Origin of the sequence: Leptospira haakeii, from assembly GCF_002812045.1 — a bacterium.
In the GTDB taxonomy this organism is placed as follows: Bacteria; Spirochaetota; Leptospiria; order Leptospirales; family Leptospiraceae; genus Leptospira_B; species Leptospira_B haakeii.
This window is the reverse complement of record NZ_NPEG01000004.1, coordinates 58,435-77,155: the sequence shown is the minus strand read 5'-3', so window position 1 is coordinate 77,155 and position 18,721 is coordinate 58,435. Positions and strand designations below refer to the sequence as shown.

The following is an 18,721-nucleotide window of genomic DNA, read 5'->3' as shown; positions in this document are numbered from 1 at the left end:
TACTAGCAATCATGGAAATCCCAGGCAAAGAATTCTATAATAGACTCGATATAGATTCCGTTTTATCAGCGGTAGAAGATGCCGGATTTTCAGTTTCAGGACATTGCCTCGCATTAAACAGTTTAGAAAATAGAGTGTATGATGTCGGCCTAGAAGAAGGCGGAAGACTCGTAGTAAAATTCTACCGCCCTGGACGATGGACTCTTAATCAAATATTAGAAGAACATTCATTTCTAAAAGAGTTGGAAGAAGGAGAGATCCCGGTCGTCGCTCCCTTACCTTTGGAAAACGGAATCACAGTTAGAGAAACAAAAGGAATTTATTATACGATCTGGCCTCTCCAAAAAGGAAGATTGGTAGAAGAGTTGGACAAAAACAATTTGATCCAAACCGGAAGACTACTCGCCAGGATCCATAATATTGGAGCCTCTAAACAATCAAAACATAGGATAGAATATAATCTCAAAAATTTCGGTGAAGAACCTTTACGTTTTTTGAAAGAGAAGGATTTCCTACCTACCCATCTTTGGAAAAGATACGAGGATGCTTGTTATCAGATTTTCAATTCGTTCTCCGAAGCTTCCAAGGATATGCCATTCCATAGGATCCACGGAGATTGCCATAAAGGAAATTTAATACAAACTGCAGACGGACTTTGTTTTATAGACTTCGATGATTTTGTTACCGGACCTGCAGTCCAAGATTTTTGGATGCTTCTTCCTTTTGGAGACTCTGCTTCCGAATATGAAAGAGAGGTTTTTTTAGAAGGCTACCGAGAATTTCGCGAATTTCGCTCCTCTTGGTTCGATCTAGTAGAACCTTTGCGAGGTTTACGATATATTCATTATTCTGCATGGATCGCAAAACGTTGGGAAGATCCTTCTTTCCCGAATGCGTTTCCTCATTTCGGAACGGAAGAATATTGGGAAAGGGAAACCCAGGATCTGGAAAGATTGGGTTCGGATCTTCCTTTATCTACCGAAGAAGCTGGTAGGAACTCCTTTCAAAAAACGGAAGAATCTGAGCTTACGAATAAGGACTTTTTCTGGGATATGGAGGACTAACAACCTGTCCAATATCTGGTTCCAAGAGGAATGAAAGAATCTCGATCTAACAGAAAAATTTTTTCTTCGAAACTCTCCCCATGAGAGTTTATATCTTCTATCCAAATTTCCGGTATTCCATTAGAATCCATATCTGTGATTTTATAAAAGAATCGTCCTATACTTTCTGAACTTTTATCAAACAAAAAAGAAATAAGTTTCTCTCGACCGTCTTTTATAAGGACAATTAGAAATAAAGAATAATGACGTCTAACCTCTCCGGTAAATATTGCTTCAATAGTAGAGAATAAGTATGTTTTGTCGGGGAGTATCCAAGCAGCGGTATGACAATGCTCCCCCTCGCATTTCAATGGTCTTACTGTTCCTTTTTTTATCTCTTCAATACTCGAGTATTTTGAAAGATCATTGGAAATTCTATTCAGTATCTGTATATACTTCTCATCTGTTACACCATTCTGAATTTCCCCATCCGGAAATTTTGGGTAGATATCTCCTCCAAATACCAAGTCTTGCGTCGAATTAATTTCAGATTCTTGCAATCCAATCTTAGAATTGTATTCGTAACCGAACCAACAACCAGTTTCCCCATCATACTGCTCTCCAAGCCTTCTCGCATTTCCTAATTCTAAAACCTGCCCCTTAGATTTAGATAAATACTTTAACCTCTCTTTGGATCCTACTTTGTACTGTTTGTATTTTTTCCTTTCCCAAGAACCAAAAGAAATGATCTCCCCTTGGTGTATGAATAGATCCAGTATCAACCCTAAATTCTCTCCTGGCTTCGGTTTCTCATTATCTCTTCCCTTACGTAGACGAGCAGATACTGAGTAAATTTCGCCAATCCCTTCGTTGGGTAAAAGTTTTGCAGAAATCGAATCCTGACGGATCCAGGCCTGTTCCCCAAATTCATTTTGGACAAGTACCCAACCGTATAAATTCCTACGAATATCGGATAAGGTTTCGAGTATTTTAACTTTTTGACCTTTAGAAAATTTTAATATTATAAGGGATTGCAAGTTAGGGGTTTCATACCCGTTTCCATCTTTTCCGGCATAATAAGTGTTTAGTTTAGAAAATTCAATTTTCCGAAGTTCACTTTCCGGTATTGATTTTAAAGTTATACAATCTGAAAGAAAAAATAAGAAGAAGATGAATACTGCTCTTGGATACATCGATTTAAGAAAGTATAGAGCCTCATTTTGCGAACCAAGACAAAATAAACTACGAAATTCGCTATCCAGGCGATTCTGCTAAAATTATTTTTTGAGATTGACTCTCAAACCTAAAATTAGAGATTTGTCATAGTATTGTCAGGAGAAACCCCATGAGCCTAGCCCAAGCATTAAGAGACGGAACCTCCGAATCTCATACCATCGCGGAAAATAACGCATTCATTCGCTGCTTTATGAAAGGAGTATTGGAGCCCAAAAGTTACGCCAAACATTTGGAATCTTTTTATTTCGTTTATGCAGCAATGGAAGAAGAGCTGGAAAATAAAAAAGACCATCCAATCGTAGGAAAGATCAGATTCCCTGAATTATATAGAAAAGGAATGATCGAAAAAGACCTGGCACATTTTTTCCAACCAGGACATTCTCCAAAGGCCACTTCAGCTACGGAAACTTATGTAAAACATATTAGAGAAATCGCAAATACTTCTCCTGAATTATTAGTAGCTCATAGTTATGTTCGTTATTTAGGTGATCTTTCCGGCGGACAGATCTTAAAAAGAGTAGCAGCTAAAGCTTTAGGCATTGAAGGAACATCCGGTCTGGACTTTTATGAGTTTCCTGAAATTTCTAGCCCGAAAGATTTTAAGGATAAATATAGAAATACCTTGGATTCTCTTCCTCTCTCAGATTCTGAAAAAGAAAAAATCGTCCAAGAGGCAAATGAAGTTTTCAAACTGAATGGAAAAATTTTCGATGAGTTGGAAGAAACCTTGATCTCCTCCATAGGCAAAGCCAAATTCGAAGAAGTTCTAGCAAGTCCTGCGAGGCACTGATTTTTGTTAAAAGTATCTGCCAAAAAAGAATCCTCCTCCCTGGGGGCGGATTCTTTTCCCTGGATCACATTATCCTTTATCTTCTTGGCCATGCTTCCGGTTACGATGATCGTACCGGTATATAAAGAAATCGTTAAAGATAGATTGGGTGGTACCGGATACGGAGTCGCATGGTTCCAAAGTTCGGCAATGCTCGGTTCTTTTCTATTTTCCCCTATCGCCGGCTGGCTTTCCGACAAACTCGGCACCAGAAAAAAGCTGATCGGGATCTTTGCTATTATAGACGCTGTATTACTCGCTTCTCTACCATTCATGCCGAATATTTCTTTTCTTTTTGCAATTCGGTTTTTAGAAGGAGGAGCACATATTTTTGTGATAGGTCTACTTCTTACTTGTATTTCAGACAGGGAGAAGGACCAAACATCTAATTTTTACAATAAAGGAATTTTATTCGGATTAGGTGGAACACTTCTCACATTAGGAGGAGGAGTCGGCCAGTCTCTTGGATTTTTAGGAAATAAAAATCCGCTTCTACCCTTTTTTGTAGGTGGAGCTATTCTTTTCGTTTTAGGGCTTTTATCTTTTTTCTTTTTAGAAGAAGGTAATCTCAAAAAATTAGAATGGGAAGGTTGGAAAAAAACAAAAACAGCCTTAGCATATTCTCCCTTATTGCTCGTTCCGATAGCTTTCCATTTTGTGGATCGATTTACCGTAGGTTATTTTTTAAGTTCCTTAAATTTACATCTAAGGGAAGACCTTGGATTCTCCCCAGGACAAGTAGGTGGACTCTTCGGAGTTATGTTCCTGCTAATGAGTGTATTATCTCTTCCTGCTGCACTCCTTTCAAAAAGATGGAATTCTATCACTCTAGTTTGGATCGGTTCTTTCATTTACGGAATTGCACAAGCGAGCACCGGCTTTCTGAATACTTCCTCCGGACTATACTTATCTATGATCGCTTGTGGAATAGGTGCAGGGATAATGTATGTGCCTGCAATGAGACTTGCATCCTCACTTGCACCCAGCGGTTTTAATGCAAGTGTCATGACTGTATTCACGGGCCTCGGATCCTTGGGATTTCTTTTAGGACCTCTGGTCTCTATCTCCGTCCAGGAATCTGTCAGTCATACATACGACAAAACCTTGGGTTTGGAATTTACAGGGATCTTATACGGAGCCCTGGAAGTTTTACTAGTTTTAGGCACCCTCCCCCTATTATCTAAAATTTTAGAGAAAGAAAAAAGACTTGATTAATGCGACCGATTGGTCGTATTAATTTTGTATGAGAATCAGCGCAGAATCCGCTAAGGAGAAGAGACATACTCTTATCCTAAAAGGGGTCGATCGTTTTCGCAAATTCGGATATTCCGCAACAGGTATCCAGGAAATCGCGGACGAGGCGGAAATCCCAAAGGCTTCCTTTTATAATTACTTTCCGACCAAACAAAACTTTGCCTCAGAAGTATTAGAATATTATTCTGAAAATGCAATCTTATGGAATGAACAGATCCTTCAAAAAACAAAGGAAGATCCGATTTATTCTCTTTTAAATTTATATAAAGAAAGGATTAAGTTGGAGAAAAAACTTCTGAAAGAAGGTGTTTCCTGCTTAGTCAATGTTTTTGGTCAAGAACTAGGATATTCTGAAACATCTCTCCAAAAACCTCTCAAAAATTATTTCGATTCCGCCCTGGATCAATTGGCTTTCGTAATCCAAAAAATACGATCATTCAAAAAATTGAATATCACTAGCTCGGATAAAGAATTCGCTTTGTTTCTGGAATCTTCATGGAGAGGCGCTCTACTAGTAGGTAGAGCGGTCGGTTCGCTTGAGCCGGCAGAAAACTTTTATAAATTTCTAATACAAATTTTGGACCATAAGGAATAAGACATGCAAATTGCGGAAACACAAACGATCAGACAAGGTCATAAACATTCTTTAAACGTAAGATGGGATGAGCTGGATGCAAATAGACATGTGAATAATAAAAACTATCAGGGTTATTTGGATGAGGCCAGAATGAAAGCCATGAGAGATTGGGGAGCTCCCATGGAAGAATTTGCGGACAAAGGTTTTGGCCCTGTGATCTTAAATTTAAATCTGAAATTTATAAAAGAAATCTCTTATCCGGAAGAGATTACAATCGAGTCTGATCTTATTTTGACTTCTCCTACAAGAGCTGTATTCGAACAGAAAATACTTTTGTCGAATGGAAAGCTTGCCTGCCAAGCTAGCACAGAATGGACATTACTTGATCTGAATCGAAAACGTCCTGCTAAGTTTATGGATGTTCTTTAAGAAATAAAACTTCCCCCGCTTATTTAATGTAGCGAGGGAAGTAGTACGAATCAAGGACCGGTATACGGTAGAGAGTAAGTGTAAAATCCCTTATAATAGAACCTATTGTAGTAAATTTCAAAACTATCTATACGCCAAGGCCAATTATTCTCTGCCTCACACTGAGCTTGCCCTTCTGCCTCAGTAACTCCAGAGCGAAAACAATTTCCGGTAGGAAACAAAATGCCAGCCCAGAACACATAATAAGCTCGATTGAAATTTCCTCTTACATCATAATATTGGAACTTAGCTTCATACGAAATATATTCGGAACCAACGGAATCTGACGGAGCCGGAGGTTGTTGAGGATAAGGTGAATAAGGAGTTGTTACCCCCCAAGAAGTATCCACGCTTTGTACGGGAACTTCGACCATCTTTAAAGTACGAATCTTAAAATCGTCAAGGGCAATCGTATATTGAGTCCCGCCAAAATATACCGGAGGAGTAATACAACCTGGATAAGTTTCCGCAAGCTCAACGTTTACTCTAGTATTTCCAGGCTTAACTGGAGCAAAAAATTGAAATATAGGCATCCCGTTTTGGTAACTAAAACTTACCGGAGTTGTCGCAGTATCATTTGGAAACGGAAGCCCAGAAGCATATTGAGCAGTGCTAGTAAAATTCTGTACTGGAGTAATACCTGGACAACCTGCCCAGGTTGGAGAATTTACTATGAATGCAAATCCTATTTGTTCACCCGAAGGATAAAAACCTGCGCCCTCAAAAAATGACTGTCCTGGTAAAGTTCTGAGACGACGAATTTTTCCGTAAGATGGTATAAAACTTAATTGGGCCCTATTCATCTTATGAATCGCTTCTATACTCAAACCAAAGGAAGAAGTTATGTTTATCCTATCTTTCAGCACAAATTTCGGAGCACCATTTTGCCCTTGCAGAATCGCATAGGTCAAAAAGTCCCCAGTCTGGGTTGCCGCATAAAGAAATCTGTATCCAGGATCTACATCTATCCAAGACACATCTAATTCGGATAACGTGAACTCGCTCAGAATTGTACTTTGAGTTCTTCTAACGATCCTATTTTCAACTGGCATACTTGCCTTTGTTAATACAAAAAATTTTTTCAAAGAGGAATTCGGATCATTTTCAGTAGCGGCCATTGTAACCGCTCTTGCTCTATATCCTGCCGGAACATCAACAACTTTCGCCCTTTCTTTCAAATTTCCTTTATCACGAAACATTCTTAATTGCCCGGAAACAGGATCCGAAGCGTCTGCGTAAATATGGAATACTGGATCTTCATAATGGCCGAAATATTTCATATCTTGAATATAAGAAGATAGATATGTTTCATTGTCCGTATACCTTGCATTTGAAGTTCCTTCAGCGATTAGCTCCGGAATCAACAGCCTATAAAGCCCCGCAGCAGCCAGCATAAATAATTCCCTACCTGTGGAATCCACGCGAATTTGATCTGGCTTTATGCTACCCATTCCCTTTCTTTGTGCTTCAGCTAATACGCCAGTGGAAGAGTTAAAGTTATATTCAATATATGTAGTAGCACCAGCTTCAGGCCCAAGATCAGTTATTAAGTATAATTTTTTTCCATCCACGGATACATCTATCGCGGATTTATGTGATACGGAAGGCGCAGTTCTAGGATAAGAAATCTGTAAACTGTATTGCCCGGAAAATATATCGTATTTCCAAATTTCTAAACTATCCGTAGATGGGGCAGTATTCGTTCGATTCAAGAAAAGATAATCTTTTTCTTTTGGAGAAAAGGCCATCGAATCATAATTCCCCACTATCTTCTGCCGGATTGAAATTTTTCCGTCAGATGGAGAAATAGATAAAATATTTATCTCGCCGACGGACTTGTTCCGAACGAAAACCAAATCGGGATCTAATACATCTTTTGCGAAAATAAAACTATCGCCTGCTAATGGACTAATATTCCCCGCTTTGTCCTTACCCCAAACGACAAAATACTTAGCCTTTCTATTAGGCTCACTTGTAATGTATGTAGGTTTCTGAAAAGTCCATAAATTAGAAAACGGATGTGGTGGATTAGGCACCGCAGTAAAGGGCTTATCCTGAGTGGCTTCTTGGGTAAAATATTTAACAACTTCAGGAGTCGCAGTTTCCTCCAGCAATATATCCACATGGCTGTTTTGGTATTCTAAACCAATTGCAGATTCTTTCTTTATAACAATAAGATTTGGTGGAGTTCTATCCGGATTTGCAGGATCCTCTCCCGCAGTAATCTCATCTCCATCGGAAACACCATCCCCATCAGTATCTGCGGAGTTAGGATTACTAAAATAAGAAGCCCCCGATTGAAAGTATTGGCTCAAATCAAAACTAACTTCTGCCAAATCCGATAATCCATCTCCATCAGTATCCGTTCCGGTACTTGTTGAGATACTCGCGACTCCATTATAAACGCCATCTTCATTCAAAGCAAAAACGGAATAATAGTAAGTAGTATTAGGAGAAAGTCCGGTATCCAAATAGGATTCCGTTGTAAGCTCCGAGCCCCCAGGTGCATTTCCCGCTCCTAAACTTGCTGGCGCCAGAGTTTGAGAACGACGAATCAATACGTTCTTTAAAGCAGGGTCTTGTGGATTATCCCAATGTAATAAAATCCTGTCGCTACCTGGAAAAACTTTTAAACCTGTTACAGAAGGAGGAATATTCGCAGGAGGAATAGAACATAAGGAAGAAGCAGGAGATAAGAACCCTTGCGACCCAGCCGGTTTGATGATCACCCAGTATGTAGATTGAATTCCTCCGGCTATAGTCCCCCTTTTATTGCCGGGAAGTACCACTCTTTCTCCCGCCAAGTATATTCTATTACTCTTATATACTTTATACCCGGAAGCACCAGGAACAAGATCCGGATCCAATCCTGTGTCCGTAGTAAATACATATTTTCCATTTAAAAGAATATAATCTGAATTAAGCCAATCCGCATCCTGAGAAGTATCCGAAGGAGTTGCACCTCCTCTAGTATCATACAATATATATACTTCAAGATTCTTGGGCGCGTTGAAGGATATATATTCATTTCCTTGGAAATTTTTGTGAATTGCCGCGCTTCCACAACCTCCTGCCCCGCCCTGGCAGGTTGATATTCCGAGTGCTCCTTCGAAACCTAATTCTCTAAAAGCTCCCTCGTTCGTCTTAACTGTATAAACACGGTCTTGATAATATTGAAAACCTTCTCCGATTAAACTAAATTTAGCTTGAGATACTGAACTATCATCTAAAACACCTTGGAGATCCAAGCTAGAGCTATCCGCAGCGATACAAGCTGGCGGAACAGGAAGACCGGAGGGGCTTGCTAAGGGCATTGCGGTCAAAATGAAAGGAGTAAAATGATCTGTAGTAACGGTTATTGTGGAAGTTTCCGCATCCCAAACATGACCGGGTACTAGTATCCATTTTTTTGTTACATGATCTTGGTAGAATATCGCAAATTCTTCGGAAAGGCCTGAGCTGCGAAGTGTATTTCGATCCACCTTATATTTTAGCGTGGCAGCTTTTTTAAAATGAAATCTTTTACCTAAAGTCGAAATCAAATCCCCATTCTTATCTTTGAATTCCAGATAAATATCATGTACATTACCGATCGGTACGGAATTTTTTCCTATCAAAGTAGGAGTCTCACTCTGAGGTCTTTCCGAAATTCTCAAACTACTTGAATTTATCTCCTCAGGCAATTGCACAGAGGGCGCGAAACTTGCGAGTATTGGAAGAGGAAATTTATCTTCTTTCTTAAATAAATCCCATGCTCCCGAACAAGAAATCGAAAAAGTTCCGATTAACAATAGGCATAACGATCGAATTTTCATGAATGCTCCAGATCTTTTCATAAATCTTTTTTTATATTCTATAAATTGGATAATAAAAACAGACACATAACTTGTCTTTTTTCGAAGGAAGCTCGCGAATATCCTGCAAATTTTTCATTTAAACTTTATTAAACTCTGTAAATCCGCATACCCCGTTTGAGATAAACCAAACCTATAGATATTATAGATCCTAAGTTTAAGTGCGCATAAATCGCAATAGGCGGGAGCATATTCAATTTTTTTGCATTACTTTTTACATAAATAATTGAGATAAAAACCGGGTTCTGAATTTAATCCTAATTAACCCAAACGTCATTCGCTTTTGATAAAGCAAGTCGAGGTATTTCTTTTGAGATATATTAATTGTTGGATCTTACTTTGCGTATTTTTACTAAATTCTTCTGTATATTCTAAAGACACGGATCAAACGGTGGAAGGCTACACTCTTTCTAAAATTAGGATTACAAACGTTTCGGTAAACTCGGCTACAGCAAATAATGCGATGAGTCTTATAAATATCAGGGCAATGAACCAAGTAAATTCAGGCTCAAACGAATTCGTAAAACCTAATATTTCAAATTTCCAGGGACAGGGAATAGAATGGGAAACAGATATTAGACATAGCAATTTTATTAGGACAAATTATTTCATGTCCTATGCAAACTTACACTCCGGAAGCAATCACCTAAACGACTTAGCAACCTTAAATTTTCAGCCGTTTTCCGGTTCTCCTGTAAGTATAACCGATATGTCTTTCAAAACTTATTCAAATAATAAGCTGATTACATCCAGGGTTGCTTTTTTGACGGATTTTTTCTTTTTCGAAAACTCCTCAAACAAATATTTAGAGAATTTTGCTTTTCGTATAGGTATAGAAGCCTATGGAAATACATTCAGCACTTCTTCAAAACCTTATCCGTATGTCGGAGTTTCCAACGGAGCACCCTATTCCGGAATAGATGCCATAGACCAAGAGAAGATCAAATTGTCGGAAACTTTTGGAAATGCAGTGATCGGATTGAATTATAAACTCAATCTATCCCCATTATCGAGCTTCGATTTCGGTTTCGAATATTTTAAAAGTTTCGGAAACGATTCCAAGTATGAAAACCAATATCTCTCTATGACCATAACATCTTTGGGAACATATTTACCAATTGCTTCCAAAGCAACCGGGCTCGTAAAAAGTGAATTAGAAGGATTTCGAGCTGCCTTAGGATATAAGTATTATATTAACGAAATTTCCTTTTTTAGGGTCTCATTCGCATACCAAGATTCTACACAAAAAGTTAAGGATGCTGACGTACCATCCTCCTCGAGCATACTTTCAACAAACGATATCTCTCTGCTTATATGGGCTTTAGCGTCTCCGCCTATGGGTCCTTTCCCGAATTCCAGAGACACAAGATCTCAATTCGGAATCGAATTCGGATACAAATATTAAGAACGGAGTCGTATAAATTTTGGAACCAAGAAAATTTAATGAATTGCCGGAAAGTTTCCCAAAATTCCAGGAGAAAGAGAACAAGATGAGTCTCGAAAAAAAATTATCTTACTTTAAAATATATTTTGGAATGCTAATATTATTTTGTTTAAATGTCTCGGTCCTAAATTGCGCATCTGCCCCGGCGTATAAGGAAGTAAATGAATCCGTTAAATATTTATTAAACGACGCGGAACGTCTCATCCAAGAAAAAAAATATGGAGAAGCTTCGGAATCCTTGCGAGCAGTCTTTAGGATGTATCCGGAAAATGCGAAAGCGGAAATTCTCTGGGAAAAATTACCTGAAGTTTGGCAAAGAAGGACCAAATATGATAATGCACTCGGTCAAGGCTTTTCCAAAAGATCTCCCGAAGAGAGTGGCTTTTTCGAGAGACTAGCCTGGTACATTCCAGATCGTCTATTAGATTTATTAGATATATTTAGTTTAAATATATCTGTCGGCCCTCAAATCGGTGTAAGTAGCTGGAATACCCGCGCGATCCAAACAACTTTATACGCAGGAAGAACTGTATCCTTCGGTTGGTCGCAAAAAAGAAACCTAGGAATTTCGGAAGAATCTTCCGCCGAATATGCATTTTTAGGTTTCGGGGGAGCTGCAATTCATGGAAGAAGGATAGGAACTGGAAGAAGAGCCTATGCAGGTACTTGGAACGGTTTCTTCGTACATATGCCAAACAATCCTCTTTATATAAATTATCGGGACTATTGGAGTAACGGCGGTAAAGTAGGATTTGTTTTGATCGGAGCCGAAGTAGAACTCCATTATACAGAAATAGCAGATTTCTTTGCGGGTCTCTTTTTTGTCGATTTTATGGGGGACGATTTCGCTACAACGAATTCAATTCATTTTAATAGAGAGCAAGAAGATCATTTATATCGGGTGATCAATGCCGCAGACAGATATAATGAAAAACAAATAGGCGAATTCCGGAACGCTTTCCCTGAACCGGAGAAAATAATAGAAACCGAAAATCAGGATATACAACTCATAGTGCCAAAAGGAAAAAATAAAAAACCGAATTAAATCGGTATTTAATCTTAATAGCAAAAAGAAAGGGATTCGAATTATATAGAATAAGCATCATGGTAATTCGATCCCTTTTTTTTCTTACCATCATATTTTCTAGTTATGGATGTATTTATAGATCCATGACGTCCTTACCTACAACCCCGAAACAGATTCAAATCGATTCGATAAAGCCAGTGAGACTGCAGGTTTTCTTAGCAGGAGATCGATGTATAGAGCTTTGTAAGAAGGAAGATAAATCTCCGAATTGTAATGGTAATACAAACAGTTGCAAATCTTGGATAAAGGACTGGATGCCGGCAGATTTTGCAGCCGGAAGCGAAGTAAGTTCCGTATTTAAGTATTACCCACCTAGAAAGAAATGGTTTATAGAACAAATCTCAAACATTTCAACGGAGTTATGTAAGGCCAAAAAAAATTTGAATTGTTTTTACAATTCACCGGACCCGTCAGACGACCAAAATTATTCCTCCACGCTAACCGTCAAAATCGGTGGGTTTCCTCGTAAAATACATTGGTCCTTATATCTATCTTCCTTTTCTCTTTTAGTGTTTCCCGGATTTTTTAAGGAAGAATGGAATATGGAAATTTCAAGAACAGATCTAAAAAATCGAGTCGAACAAATACATATCCCTTCAACTGAAATCAAACATTGGTTCGGATGGCCTTTTATTTTTTGGGGTCCCACTTTTGCGATCTCCGATGAAAAAGTATTTACCGAGATCATAGAATATTCTCTTCACTATAATACTGCGCCAAGCCCATGATTGGATCCAAACTTTACTTATATTAAATATATTTAATTATATTAAACAATTTCTAGTCAAAATAGCATTCGACAACAGATTCCATTTGATATAACAAATGCTTCATTCGATATAACGAATATGGAGCAAGTAATCGGTAAAGAAACTGAGATTTTACCTTTCTTTCAGCCGATCTTGTCAGTAGAAGATGGGCAAATTTTCGCTCACGAGGTTTTGGCTCGCAAAAAAACTGCAGATGGTATTGTTTCTGCCGGTTATTTATTCTCTGCCGAAACCGGTCTTTCGGATTCTGAATTAGGGGATTTAGAAGAAGGCCTCTGGAGAAAAGCATTAGAAAAACTTAAAATTCATCCGGACCAATCCAAATTATTTCTGAACATTTCCCCAAATCGACTTTATAGGGAATTGGAGAATGAAAGAATTGATTCCTTTAGATTATTACGTTTAGCCAGAGAATATGGAATAGAGCCGAATCGTATTATTTTAGAAGTCACTGAAGAGGAATTTTCGGGAAGTCTAGACTCATTAAGAATTGCAGTGGACCTTCTCCGCGCGTACGGATTTAAGATCGCATTGGACGATTTAGGATCGGAGGCTTCCGGTATAGAAAGAGTAGGACTTCTCCGTCCGGACTTTTTAAAATTAGATCTAAGATTAATCAGAGCATCTTCTCGTTCTCCATCGGTCCGAAAAGTATTAGAACATATACGAGATCTTGCATTCTCCTTAGGAGCTTCTGTTCTATATGAAGGTCTAGAAACCCAGGAAGAATTATACTTCGCCTTAGAAGGTGGAGCCAGATTCTTGCAGGGATTTTTACTTTTAAGACCTGGGGCAGAACTTTCTACGGGCAAGGAACCTTCTTTATCTATCAAAGAAATGGTGAAATTTTTTCATCAAAAAAAGATGGAAGCACTTAAACAAGAGTTGAGTTTTGAGAATAAGATCAGACTGACTTTAGGGGAACTTCTGAACCCTTTCCCTATATTACAAATAGCTAATCGATATCTGATCGATGCTTATACCGTTTTCCAATCTTCTAAAGAGATCCATAGGGTTTATATCACTGATTCTAAAGGAACTCAATTATCTCCCTATTATATGAGAACCGGTGAGGATTCATTCAGGGAAACAAGCCATGGGATCGGTAAAAATTGGTCTTATCTTCCTTATTTTTATAGGCAACTTAGAGATTCTATGAGAAAGCCTGATGATTGGGGAATGAGCGAACGATATTTTGATAGCGATGCGGTAAAAGATCTGATCGTTTTTAGCAGAGAAGTGGGATCTGGCGCTTATGTATTTTTAGACGTGACCGCTCCTCGCCTGTACTAAAAAACGGTTTCAATGAGTGGTATTGAAAATCAAATCCTGCAAGATATTTATAGGGCATCTTCCGAAGGAGGATTTCTTACTATACGGGATTTAGAACTGAACACTTCTCTTACCGAATGGAATCTGAGACCTCATTTAGAAGATTTGAAAGAGGCGAGTCTGATAGTGGAGCACCCGGAAGGTTTCCAGGTGGCTCCTAAAGGCAGACATTTTTATAAAAGTAACTGGGGTTAATTCGGAACGTCTAGTTCTTCTTCTGTTGATAAAACTTCTTCTTTTTTTCCCTGAGTTCTATTCAGTATGACCACAGAGGAGATCGCAAATATTCCACCGAGCAATGTACTCAATTTAGGTTCTTCTCCCAAAAAGATCCAACTCCCCAAAAGTGCGGTCACAGGAACTAAGAATATAAAGGAACTCGCAGTTCTGGATCCCAATCTACTGGATGCATAAAAATATACAGTGGTCCCGAAAGTCGTAGATATTACGGAAAGATAAAGTAGTTGGACCCAGAAATTCCAATTATTATCCATTACTCCGCCTAGATCATATGGGAATGCAAGAAATAGATCCAGCACCGTTCCGATACTGAACACGTAAAAGCTGTACACCATCGGAGACATTCTTTGCCCCGTGCTATGGCTATTCATACTTAGAATTGCCCAACTAAATGCACAGAGTAGAAAGTAAACATTCCCTGATTGGAAGAGTAGAGTCCAATCTCCTTCCCAAATTTTCAAGAGCAAGAACCCGCCCGTTAACCCTATCAATAAACCTATAAATTCTTTTCCGGAAGGAAGTTTTCTTTGGAATGTATGAACCAAAATATAAGTGAAGATCGGATTCATTGTAGTAACCAATACTCCACCGGCTCCGGCCAAACCTTGGCTAAGTCCTAATAGGAAGAATTGATTGTATATTGTATATAATACAGCGCCTATCGCAACTTGTAGTAATCCTTTTTTATCAGGTAAGGCAATGGATTCTTTTCTCAAGATCAATACTGGAACTAAAGAAAGTGCTGTGGCTAAAAATCTCCAGAACACAATTACGATCGGAGGTTCTGTCCCCACGATTGATTTTGCAGAAGGCCAAGCGAATCCCCAGCTCACCATAGCAATCACGAGTAGGATAAAGAATTTTATAGATTGATTTTGGAACATTCCTAGTTCTGCCTCATTACCAGTTTTTTTGTTCTATCTTTGAAGAGGAGTATAATAAAAAACCCGGCCTTAGTGCCGGGTTTTCCTTTCGACTTTAGTCTGTATCTGAAAGATCATGCATTTAGATCGATTAGATAACCCCTGCGAGTAATTTGATCATCGGTATTTACGCCTACCTTGGCGAGACTCTTCGGTGCTGTAACAACAGTATCCATGTTGCTAAGCGGATGAAGACGATCCGGCATATTACGGATAGTGAATTCGGATTGGGAGAATTGTTGGGCTGCTCGGTTATTGCTTCCGGCTGCATTGATTTCTTGTAACATAACTGCGAATCCTATTTTTACAAAATTTAGACCATTCGGTAAGTTTTGTAAAGAAAGAAATTTCGGAAGAAAATGGCGTCTTTAGCCGCGTTTGTAGGAGCCCCTACAGGGCCTCACCTTCCCAGCGAGGATAGGACATCTCTTCTTCCTCTTCCGGGATAGAAGAACCTGCCTCGTCCTCGAGTAATGTGAATCCTCTTGGCTCTCCTATGAACTCGGGAAAATATTCGAAGAACAATTTACCTGCTATAATCCTTTTTGCAGCAGGATAATTTTGTTTGAATGTATCTGAGAAGTCCAATTCGGGCAATTGGTGGAATTGGATCCTATCTTCAAAATTGATAAAGTCTTGTTTTGAGAATCCAATATTTCGAGATACGATCTCGTCCTTGAGTAAAATCCAATCCAGCTTGAATCTCATTCGATATCCTTGGAATGCGGATGATCTTTGGATCAGATTTACGATCCTCATCAAAGGATATTCCATATTATAATATGGAGTAAGATAGATCATCAGGTATCTTTGGGAAAAACCGAGAGGTTCCCAAACATTTTCGGGAGAGATATTATTATCACCGTCGAATCTTAACTCTTCTAACATGGAGTGAAGAGCAGGAGCGTTCTTTTTTTCGGTATAAAATTCCTGGATAGCGATCTCTCCGAATTCCCCGTAATAGAGCCATTTGTACAGGTCTTGGATCTCTGCCAAAGGGTGAGCTTGCAAGAATCGATTCAGACTCTCGATCTTCTCTTCTCTGGTACGGTTTTCGTCTATCTCCTTGTGAATCATAAACCTTAAGGGAGATTTTTAGATCGGCTCAGCTCCAAATTCAAGCCTAAAACTGATCTTTCGGAATTTTAGAAAAAGTTTATTCTTGGTTTTTATACTTCTCTTTATCGGAAGCAAACTCTTGGCCTTTGATCAATCGGATCAAATTAGTCCTATGTAAAATCAAGATCGTAGAACTGATACATACAATTGCCCAAAAAATGGGAGTATTAAAACTTTTACCGTCTATTAAAGAAAGTAGATAATACGAAATAGGTAAAGTGATTGCTCCACCGATTGATCCAATCGATACGAAGCCGAAAATCTTTTTCAAACTTAAGAATACGATTAAGGTAATAAGAGTCGGCCCTGGTGCAAGCACTGCAAATACTCCGAAGCTTGTGGCAACGCCCTTCCCGCCTTTAAATTTTAAAAAGGGAGAAAACATATGACCGAGGACTGCTACGACTCCGCAAAAAAGGGAAAGTAACTCTTGGGATTCCCCGTAGATCAATCGGATCGTAAATGGGAAAACCGCACCTTTAGCAATGTCTAAAAGTAAAACCGGAAGTCCGATCTTCCATCCAAGCATACGGGTTACATTGGTTGCACCGATATTACCGCTTCCTTTTTGTCTGATATCTATTCCTTTAAATTTAGCGGCCAAAAACCCAAAAGGAATTGAGCCTATAAGAAAAGAGCCAGGTAAGAAGAGTATATATAATTCGTTCATTTTCTATCAGATCTCAATTCTAAACGGATCGGGATCCCTTTCAGATTATATTTCTCTGTCAGCTTCTTCTTTATAAATGTTATTAGATTGGATTTGAAATAATCCACATGATTCACGAATAAGATGAGATGGAACGGAGAAACAGAAACTTGTGTACAATACAACATCTTAGGAGGTTTATTTGCGGAGAAGGACCTACCTGCTTCCGCCATCCATGCCCTAAGAGATTGGTTTAATTCTGAGGTAGAGATTTTTTTCTTAGAACGGGACGCAAGATCGATGGTCATTTCCATCATCTTATGGATCCTCTGTTTTTCTTTAGCACTTAAGGTGATGATCTGTATTTCTTTTAAAAGAGGGAATCTGGAATATAAACGTTCTTGGTAATTTTTAAAGGAATCATTATCCTTATCTTCTATTGCGTCCCATTTATTTACGGCGAGTAAGAATGGTTTTCCTTCTTCTTGGAGCATTCCTACGATCTTTTTATCGAATTCCCCGAAACCTTTAAGCGCATCCAAAAGATGAATGACAACATCAGAATTCTGGATGGTTCTTTTTGTTCTTTGGTAAGAATAAAATTCCAAGGCTTCTGCCTTATCCGATTTTCTGCGGATACCAGCAGTATCTGTGATACGGATCTTTTTGCCCTCAAATGTAACAGTTGTATCTACTGAGTCTCGAGTAGTTCCGGCAACCTCGCTCACAACTGCTCTATCATATCCACAAAGTGCATTTAATAAACTGGATTTTCCTGCGTTTGGTTTTCCTACGATTGCAAGACTGAAGTCTTCAGCACTAGCTGTAGAGGTAGTTTCGCCTTCTTCAGAAGTCTGGAGTCTTCTTTTTGCAGTTGGAAGTAAGAATGCAATTTTTTCTAAAAGAAGAGGAAGGTTTCTTCTTCCTATAGCAGAAATCGGTAGGATTTCCGACAAACCCATCTTATAAAAAGAATCCAGATCTTCTTCATCTTCCGGATGATCCACTTTGTTCACGCAGTATAATACTGGGATCTGAGTTAGCTCAGGATCCTTTCTGAATTTATCAATAAGCCTGGAATCGTAAGAAGTGACCTCGTGCAGATCTAAAAGAAAAACTACAAGGTCGGATTCTGCAACTTGTCTGAAAGCATTTTCAAGAACTGCTTCTTCCAAACTTTCAGGTCTTTCTATATCCAGACCTGGAGTATCGGCCAGGATAAAATCCAGTCCCTTCTCCGGATTTAAAACACGAGCACGAAGAACGTCACGTGTCACACCAGGATAATCTTCTGTGATCGCTAATTTCTTTTTGAGAAGTGCGTTGAATAATGTGGACTTACCAACATTCTGGCGTCCTACGATACTTATAATCGGAACTCTTTTTTTAGAGGACATTTAGGAGTAATTCTTGGTCTTCATCGCTCTCGCGATTTCCAGTTTTGCGTCGCTTTTTTTCATATCTTCCCGTTTATCATAGAGTTTTTTAGGTTTTCCTAATGCTAACTCTACCTTAGCCCAACGGTTATCCTTGAAATATACTTTAGTTGCGACGAGCACCAATCCTTTTTCTTTGATCTGTTTATCTAACTTATCTATCTCTTTTCTATTCAGTAGAAGTTTACGTGGTCTGATATCCGGGTGATTGGAATATCCTCCGTTCTTGTATGGAGTGATAGAAAAACTATCCAAGTAAACTTCTCCGTTTTTTATCTTAGCAAATGCATCAGTGAGGTTTGCTTTTTTTTCTCGGAGACTTTTAACTTCTGATCCGGACAAAACTATGCCTGCTTCGATGAATGAGATCAATTCGAAGTTAAACTTGGCTTTTTTATTTACCAGAGGTTGAGGGCTATTGTCTTTTTCCTTCTTCGTTGCCATAGTTCCCAGGCGCGGA

Annotated in this window: 18 protein-coding genes; 10 read left to right on the top strand and 8 right to left on the bottom strand. The window is 38.8% G+C overall.

The annotated features are described in order from the left end of the window. The first annotated feature begins 11 nt into the window (after positions 1 to 11). Positions 12 to 1,064 (top strand): serine/threonine protein kinase, encoded by a 1,053-nt coding sequence (locus tag CH377_RS09250; RefSeq protein WP_100723535.1) that lies wholly within the window; start codon positions 12 to 14, stop codon positions 1,062 to 1,064. On the opposite strand, the gene CH377_RS09245 is transcribed toward CH377_RS09250, so the two are convergent. After that, on the bottom strand, positions 1,061 to 2,080 hold the full coding sequence (locus tag CH377_RS09245) for a hypothetical protein (RefSeq protein WP_125172161.1): 1,020 nt from the start codon (positions 2,078 to 2,080) through the stop codon (positions 1,061 to 1,063). The genes CH377_RS09250 and CH377_RS09245 overlap by 4 nt on opposite strands. Before the next feature lie 308 nt (positions 2,081 to 2,388). Between CH377_RS09245 and CH377_RS09240 the strand changes: the two genes are divergently transcribed. From CH377_RS09240 to CH377_RS09225, 4 genes are read left to right on the top strand one after another with little or no spacing between them, the layout of a single operon-like run. Further along, complete coding sequence (locus CH377_RS09240; RefSeq protein ID WP_100723533.1) at positions 2,389 to 3,069, top strand: biliverdin-producing heme oxygenase; 681 nt, start codon at positions 2,389 to 2,391, stop codon at positions 3,067 to 3,069. Positions 3,070 to 3,072: 3 nt separating this feature from the next. Continuing rightward, on the top strand, positions 3,073 to 4,323 hold the full coding sequence (locus tag CH377_RS09235; RefSeq protein ID WP_100723532.1) for an MFS transporter: 1,251 nt from the start codon (positions 3,073 to 3,075) through the stop codon (positions 4,321 to 4,323). Positions 4,324 to 4,351: 28 nt separating this feature from the next. Beyond that, positions 4,352 to 4,957, top strand: coding sequence for a TetR/AcrR family transcriptional regulator (locus CH377_RS09230; protein ID WP_100723531.1), 606 nt, complete (start codon positions 4,352 to 4,354; stop codon positions 4,955 to 4,957). Positions 4,958 to 4,960: 3 nt separating this feature from the next. Beyond that, entirely contained in the window at positions 4,961 to 5,368 is a 408-nt protein-coding gene (locus CH377_RS09225; RefSeq protein WP_100723530.1) for an acyl-CoA thioesterase, read from the top strand. A 50-nt stretch (positions 5,369 to 5,418) separates the two neighbouring features. On the opposite strand, the gene CH377_RS09220 is transcribed toward CH377_RS09225, so the two are convergent. Further along, entirely contained in the window at positions 5,419 to 9,063 is a 3,645-nt protein-coding gene (locus CH377_RS09220; RefSeq protein ID WP_125172159.1) for a fibronectin type III domain-containing protein, read from the bottom strand. A gap of 508 nt (positions 9,064 to 9,571) precedes the next feature. Here CH377_RS09220 and CH377_RS09215 point away from each other — a divergent pair. The 5 genes from CH377_RS09215 (at position 9,572) to CH377_RS09195 (ending at position 14,089) form a co-directional block, all read left to right on the top strand. After that, a complete protein-coding gene (locus tag CH377_RS09215) occupies positions 9,572 to 10,666 on the top strand; it encodes a hypothetical protein (protein ID WP_100723528.1) in 1,095 nt (364 codons plus the stop codon). An 85-nt stretch (positions 10,667 to 10,751) separates the two neighbouring features. Continuing rightward, positions 10,752 to 11,750 carry an outer membrane protein assembly factor BamD gene (locus CH377_RS09210; protein WP_125172157.1) on the top strand — a complete coding sequence of 333 codons (999 nt, stop codon included), beginning with the start codon at positions 10,752 to 10,754 and terminating at the stop codon, positions 11,748 to 11,750. Between the two features lie 584 nt (positions 11,751 to 12,334). Beyond that, positions 12,335 to 12,520, top strand: a complete 186-nt coding sequence (locus CH377_RS19595; RefSeq protein ID WP_125172155.1) for a hypothetical protein — start codon at positions 12,335 to 12,337, stop codon at positions 12,518 to 12,520. 120 nt (positions 12,521 to 12,640) lie between these two features. Then, positions 12,641 to 13,855 carry an EAL domain-containing protein gene (locus tag CH377_RS09200; protein WP_100723525.1) on the top strand — a complete coding sequence of 405 codons (1,215 nt, stop codon included), beginning with the start codon at positions 12,641 to 12,643 and terminating at the stop codon, positions 13,853 to 13,855. A 12-nt stretch (positions 13,856 to 13,867) separates the two neighbouring features. Then, positions 13,868 to 14,089 carry a hypothetical protein gene (locus CH377_RS09195; RefSeq protein WP_100723524.1) on the top strand — a complete coding sequence of 74 codons (222 nt, stop codon included), beginning with the start codon at positions 13,868 to 13,870 and terminating at the stop codon, positions 14,087 to 14,089. Here CH377_RS09195 and CH377_RS09190 read toward each other — a convergent pair. The 6 genes from CH377_RS09190 to smpB form a co-directional block, all read right to left on the bottom strand. Next, positions 14,086 to 15,018, bottom strand: a complete 933-nt coding sequence (locus CH377_RS09190) for a DMT family transporter (RefSeq protein WP_100723523.1) — start codon at positions 15,016 to 15,018, stop codon at positions 14,086 to 14,088. The genes CH377_RS09195 and CH377_RS09190 overlap by 4 nt on opposite strands. A 113-nt stretch (positions 15,019 to 15,131) precedes the next feature. After that, positions 15,132 to 15,344, bottom strand: a complete 213-nt coding sequence (locus CH377_RS09185; RefSeq protein WP_008592748.1) for a hypothetical protein — start codon at positions 15,342 to 15,344, stop codon at positions 15,132 to 15,134. Positions 15,345 to 15,447: 103 nt separating this feature from the next. Beyond that, positions 15,448 to 16,134: a hypothetical protein gene (locus CH377_RS09180; protein WP_100723522.1), complete on the bottom strand. Its 687-nt coding sequence runs from the start codon at positions 16,132 to 16,134 to the stop codon at positions 15,448 to 15,450. A 79-nt stretch (positions 16,135 to 16,213) separates the two neighbouring features. Beyond that, the gene (plsY, locus tag CH377_RS09175) at positions 16,214 to 16,846 is read right to left on the bottom strand and encodes a glycerol-3-phosphate 1-O-acyltransferase PlsY (protein WP_100723521.1); all 633 of its coding nucleotides are present in this window, start codon (positions 16,844 to 16,846) and stop codon (positions 16,214 to 16,216) included. Continuing rightward, a complete protein-coding gene (gene der / locus CH377_RS09170; RefSeq protein WP_100723520.1) occupies positions 16,843 to 18,222 on the bottom strand; it encodes a ribosome biogenesis GTPase Der in 1,380 nt (459 codons plus the stop codon). The genes plsY and der overlap by 4 nt, the downstream gene beginning before the upstream one ends. Next, positions 18,223 to 18,705 (bottom strand): SsrA-binding protein, encoded by a 483-nt coding sequence (gene smpB, locus CH377_RS09165; RefSeq protein ID WP_086446672.1) that lies wholly within the window; start codon positions 18,703 to 18,705, stop codon positions 18,223 to 18,225. Positions 18,706 to 18,721: the final 16 nt, after the last annotated feature.

What these genes read in the sequence shown, in the direction of transcription:
- plsY (WP_100723521.1), bottom strand. Translation starts at nt 16,846, where the DNA reads ATGAACGAATTATATATACTCTTCTTACCTGGCTCTTTTCTTATAGGC.
- CH377_RS09250 (WP_100723535.1), top strand. Translation starts at nt 12, where the DNA reads ATGGAAATCCCAGGCAAAGAATTCTATAATAGACTCGATATAGATTCC.
- CH377_RS09230 (WP_100723531.1), top strand. Translation starts at nt 4,352, where the DNA reads ATGAGAATCAGCGCAGAATCCGCTAAGGAGAAGAGACATACTCTTATC.
- CH377_RS09210 (WP_125172157.1), top strand. Translation starts at nt 10,752, where the DNA reads ATGAGTCTCGAAAAAAAATTATCTTACTTTAAAATATATTTTGGAATG.
- CH377_RS09180 (WP_100723522.1), bottom strand. Translation starts at nt 16,134, where the DNA reads ATGATTCACAAGGAGATAGACGAAAACCGTACCAGAGAAGAGAAGATC.
- CH377_RS09190 (WP_100723523.1), bottom strand. Translation starts at nt 15,018, where the DNA reads ATGTTCCAAAATCAATCTATAAAATTCTTTATCCTACTCGTGATTGCT.
- CH377_RS09185 (WP_008592748.1), bottom strand. Translation starts at nt 15,344, where the DNA reads ATGTTACAAGAAATCAATGCAGCCGGAAGCAATAACCGAGCAGCCCAA.
- der (WP_100723520.1), bottom strand. Translation starts at nt 18,222, where the DNA reads ATGTCCTCTAAAAAAAGAGTTCCGATTATAAGTATCGTAGGACGCCAG.
- CH377_RS19595 (WP_125172155.1), top strand. Translation starts at nt 12,335, where the DNA reads ATGGAAATTTCAAGAACAGATCTAAAAAATCGAGTCGAACAAATACAT.
- CH377_RS09225 (WP_100723530.1), top strand. Translation starts at nt 4,961, where the DNA reads ATGCAAATTGCGGAAACACAAACGATCAGACAAGGTCATAAACATTCT.
- CH377_RS09195 (WP_100723524.1), top strand. Translation starts at nt 13,868, where the DNA reads ATGAGTGGTATTGAAAATCAAATCCTGCAAGATATTTATAGGGCATCT.
- CH377_RS09200 (WP_100723525.1), top strand. Translation starts at nt 12,641, where the DNA reads ATGGAGCAAGTAATCGGTAAAGAAACTGAGATTTTACCTTTCTTTCAG.
- CH377_RS09240 (WP_100723533.1), top strand. Translation starts at nt 2,389, where the DNA reads ATGAGCCTAGCCCAAGCATTAAGAGACGGAACCTCCGAATCTCATACC.
- smpB (WP_086446672.1), bottom strand. Translation starts at nt 18,705, where the DNA reads ATGGCAACGAAGAAGGAAAAAGACAATAGCCCTCAACCTCTGGTAAAT.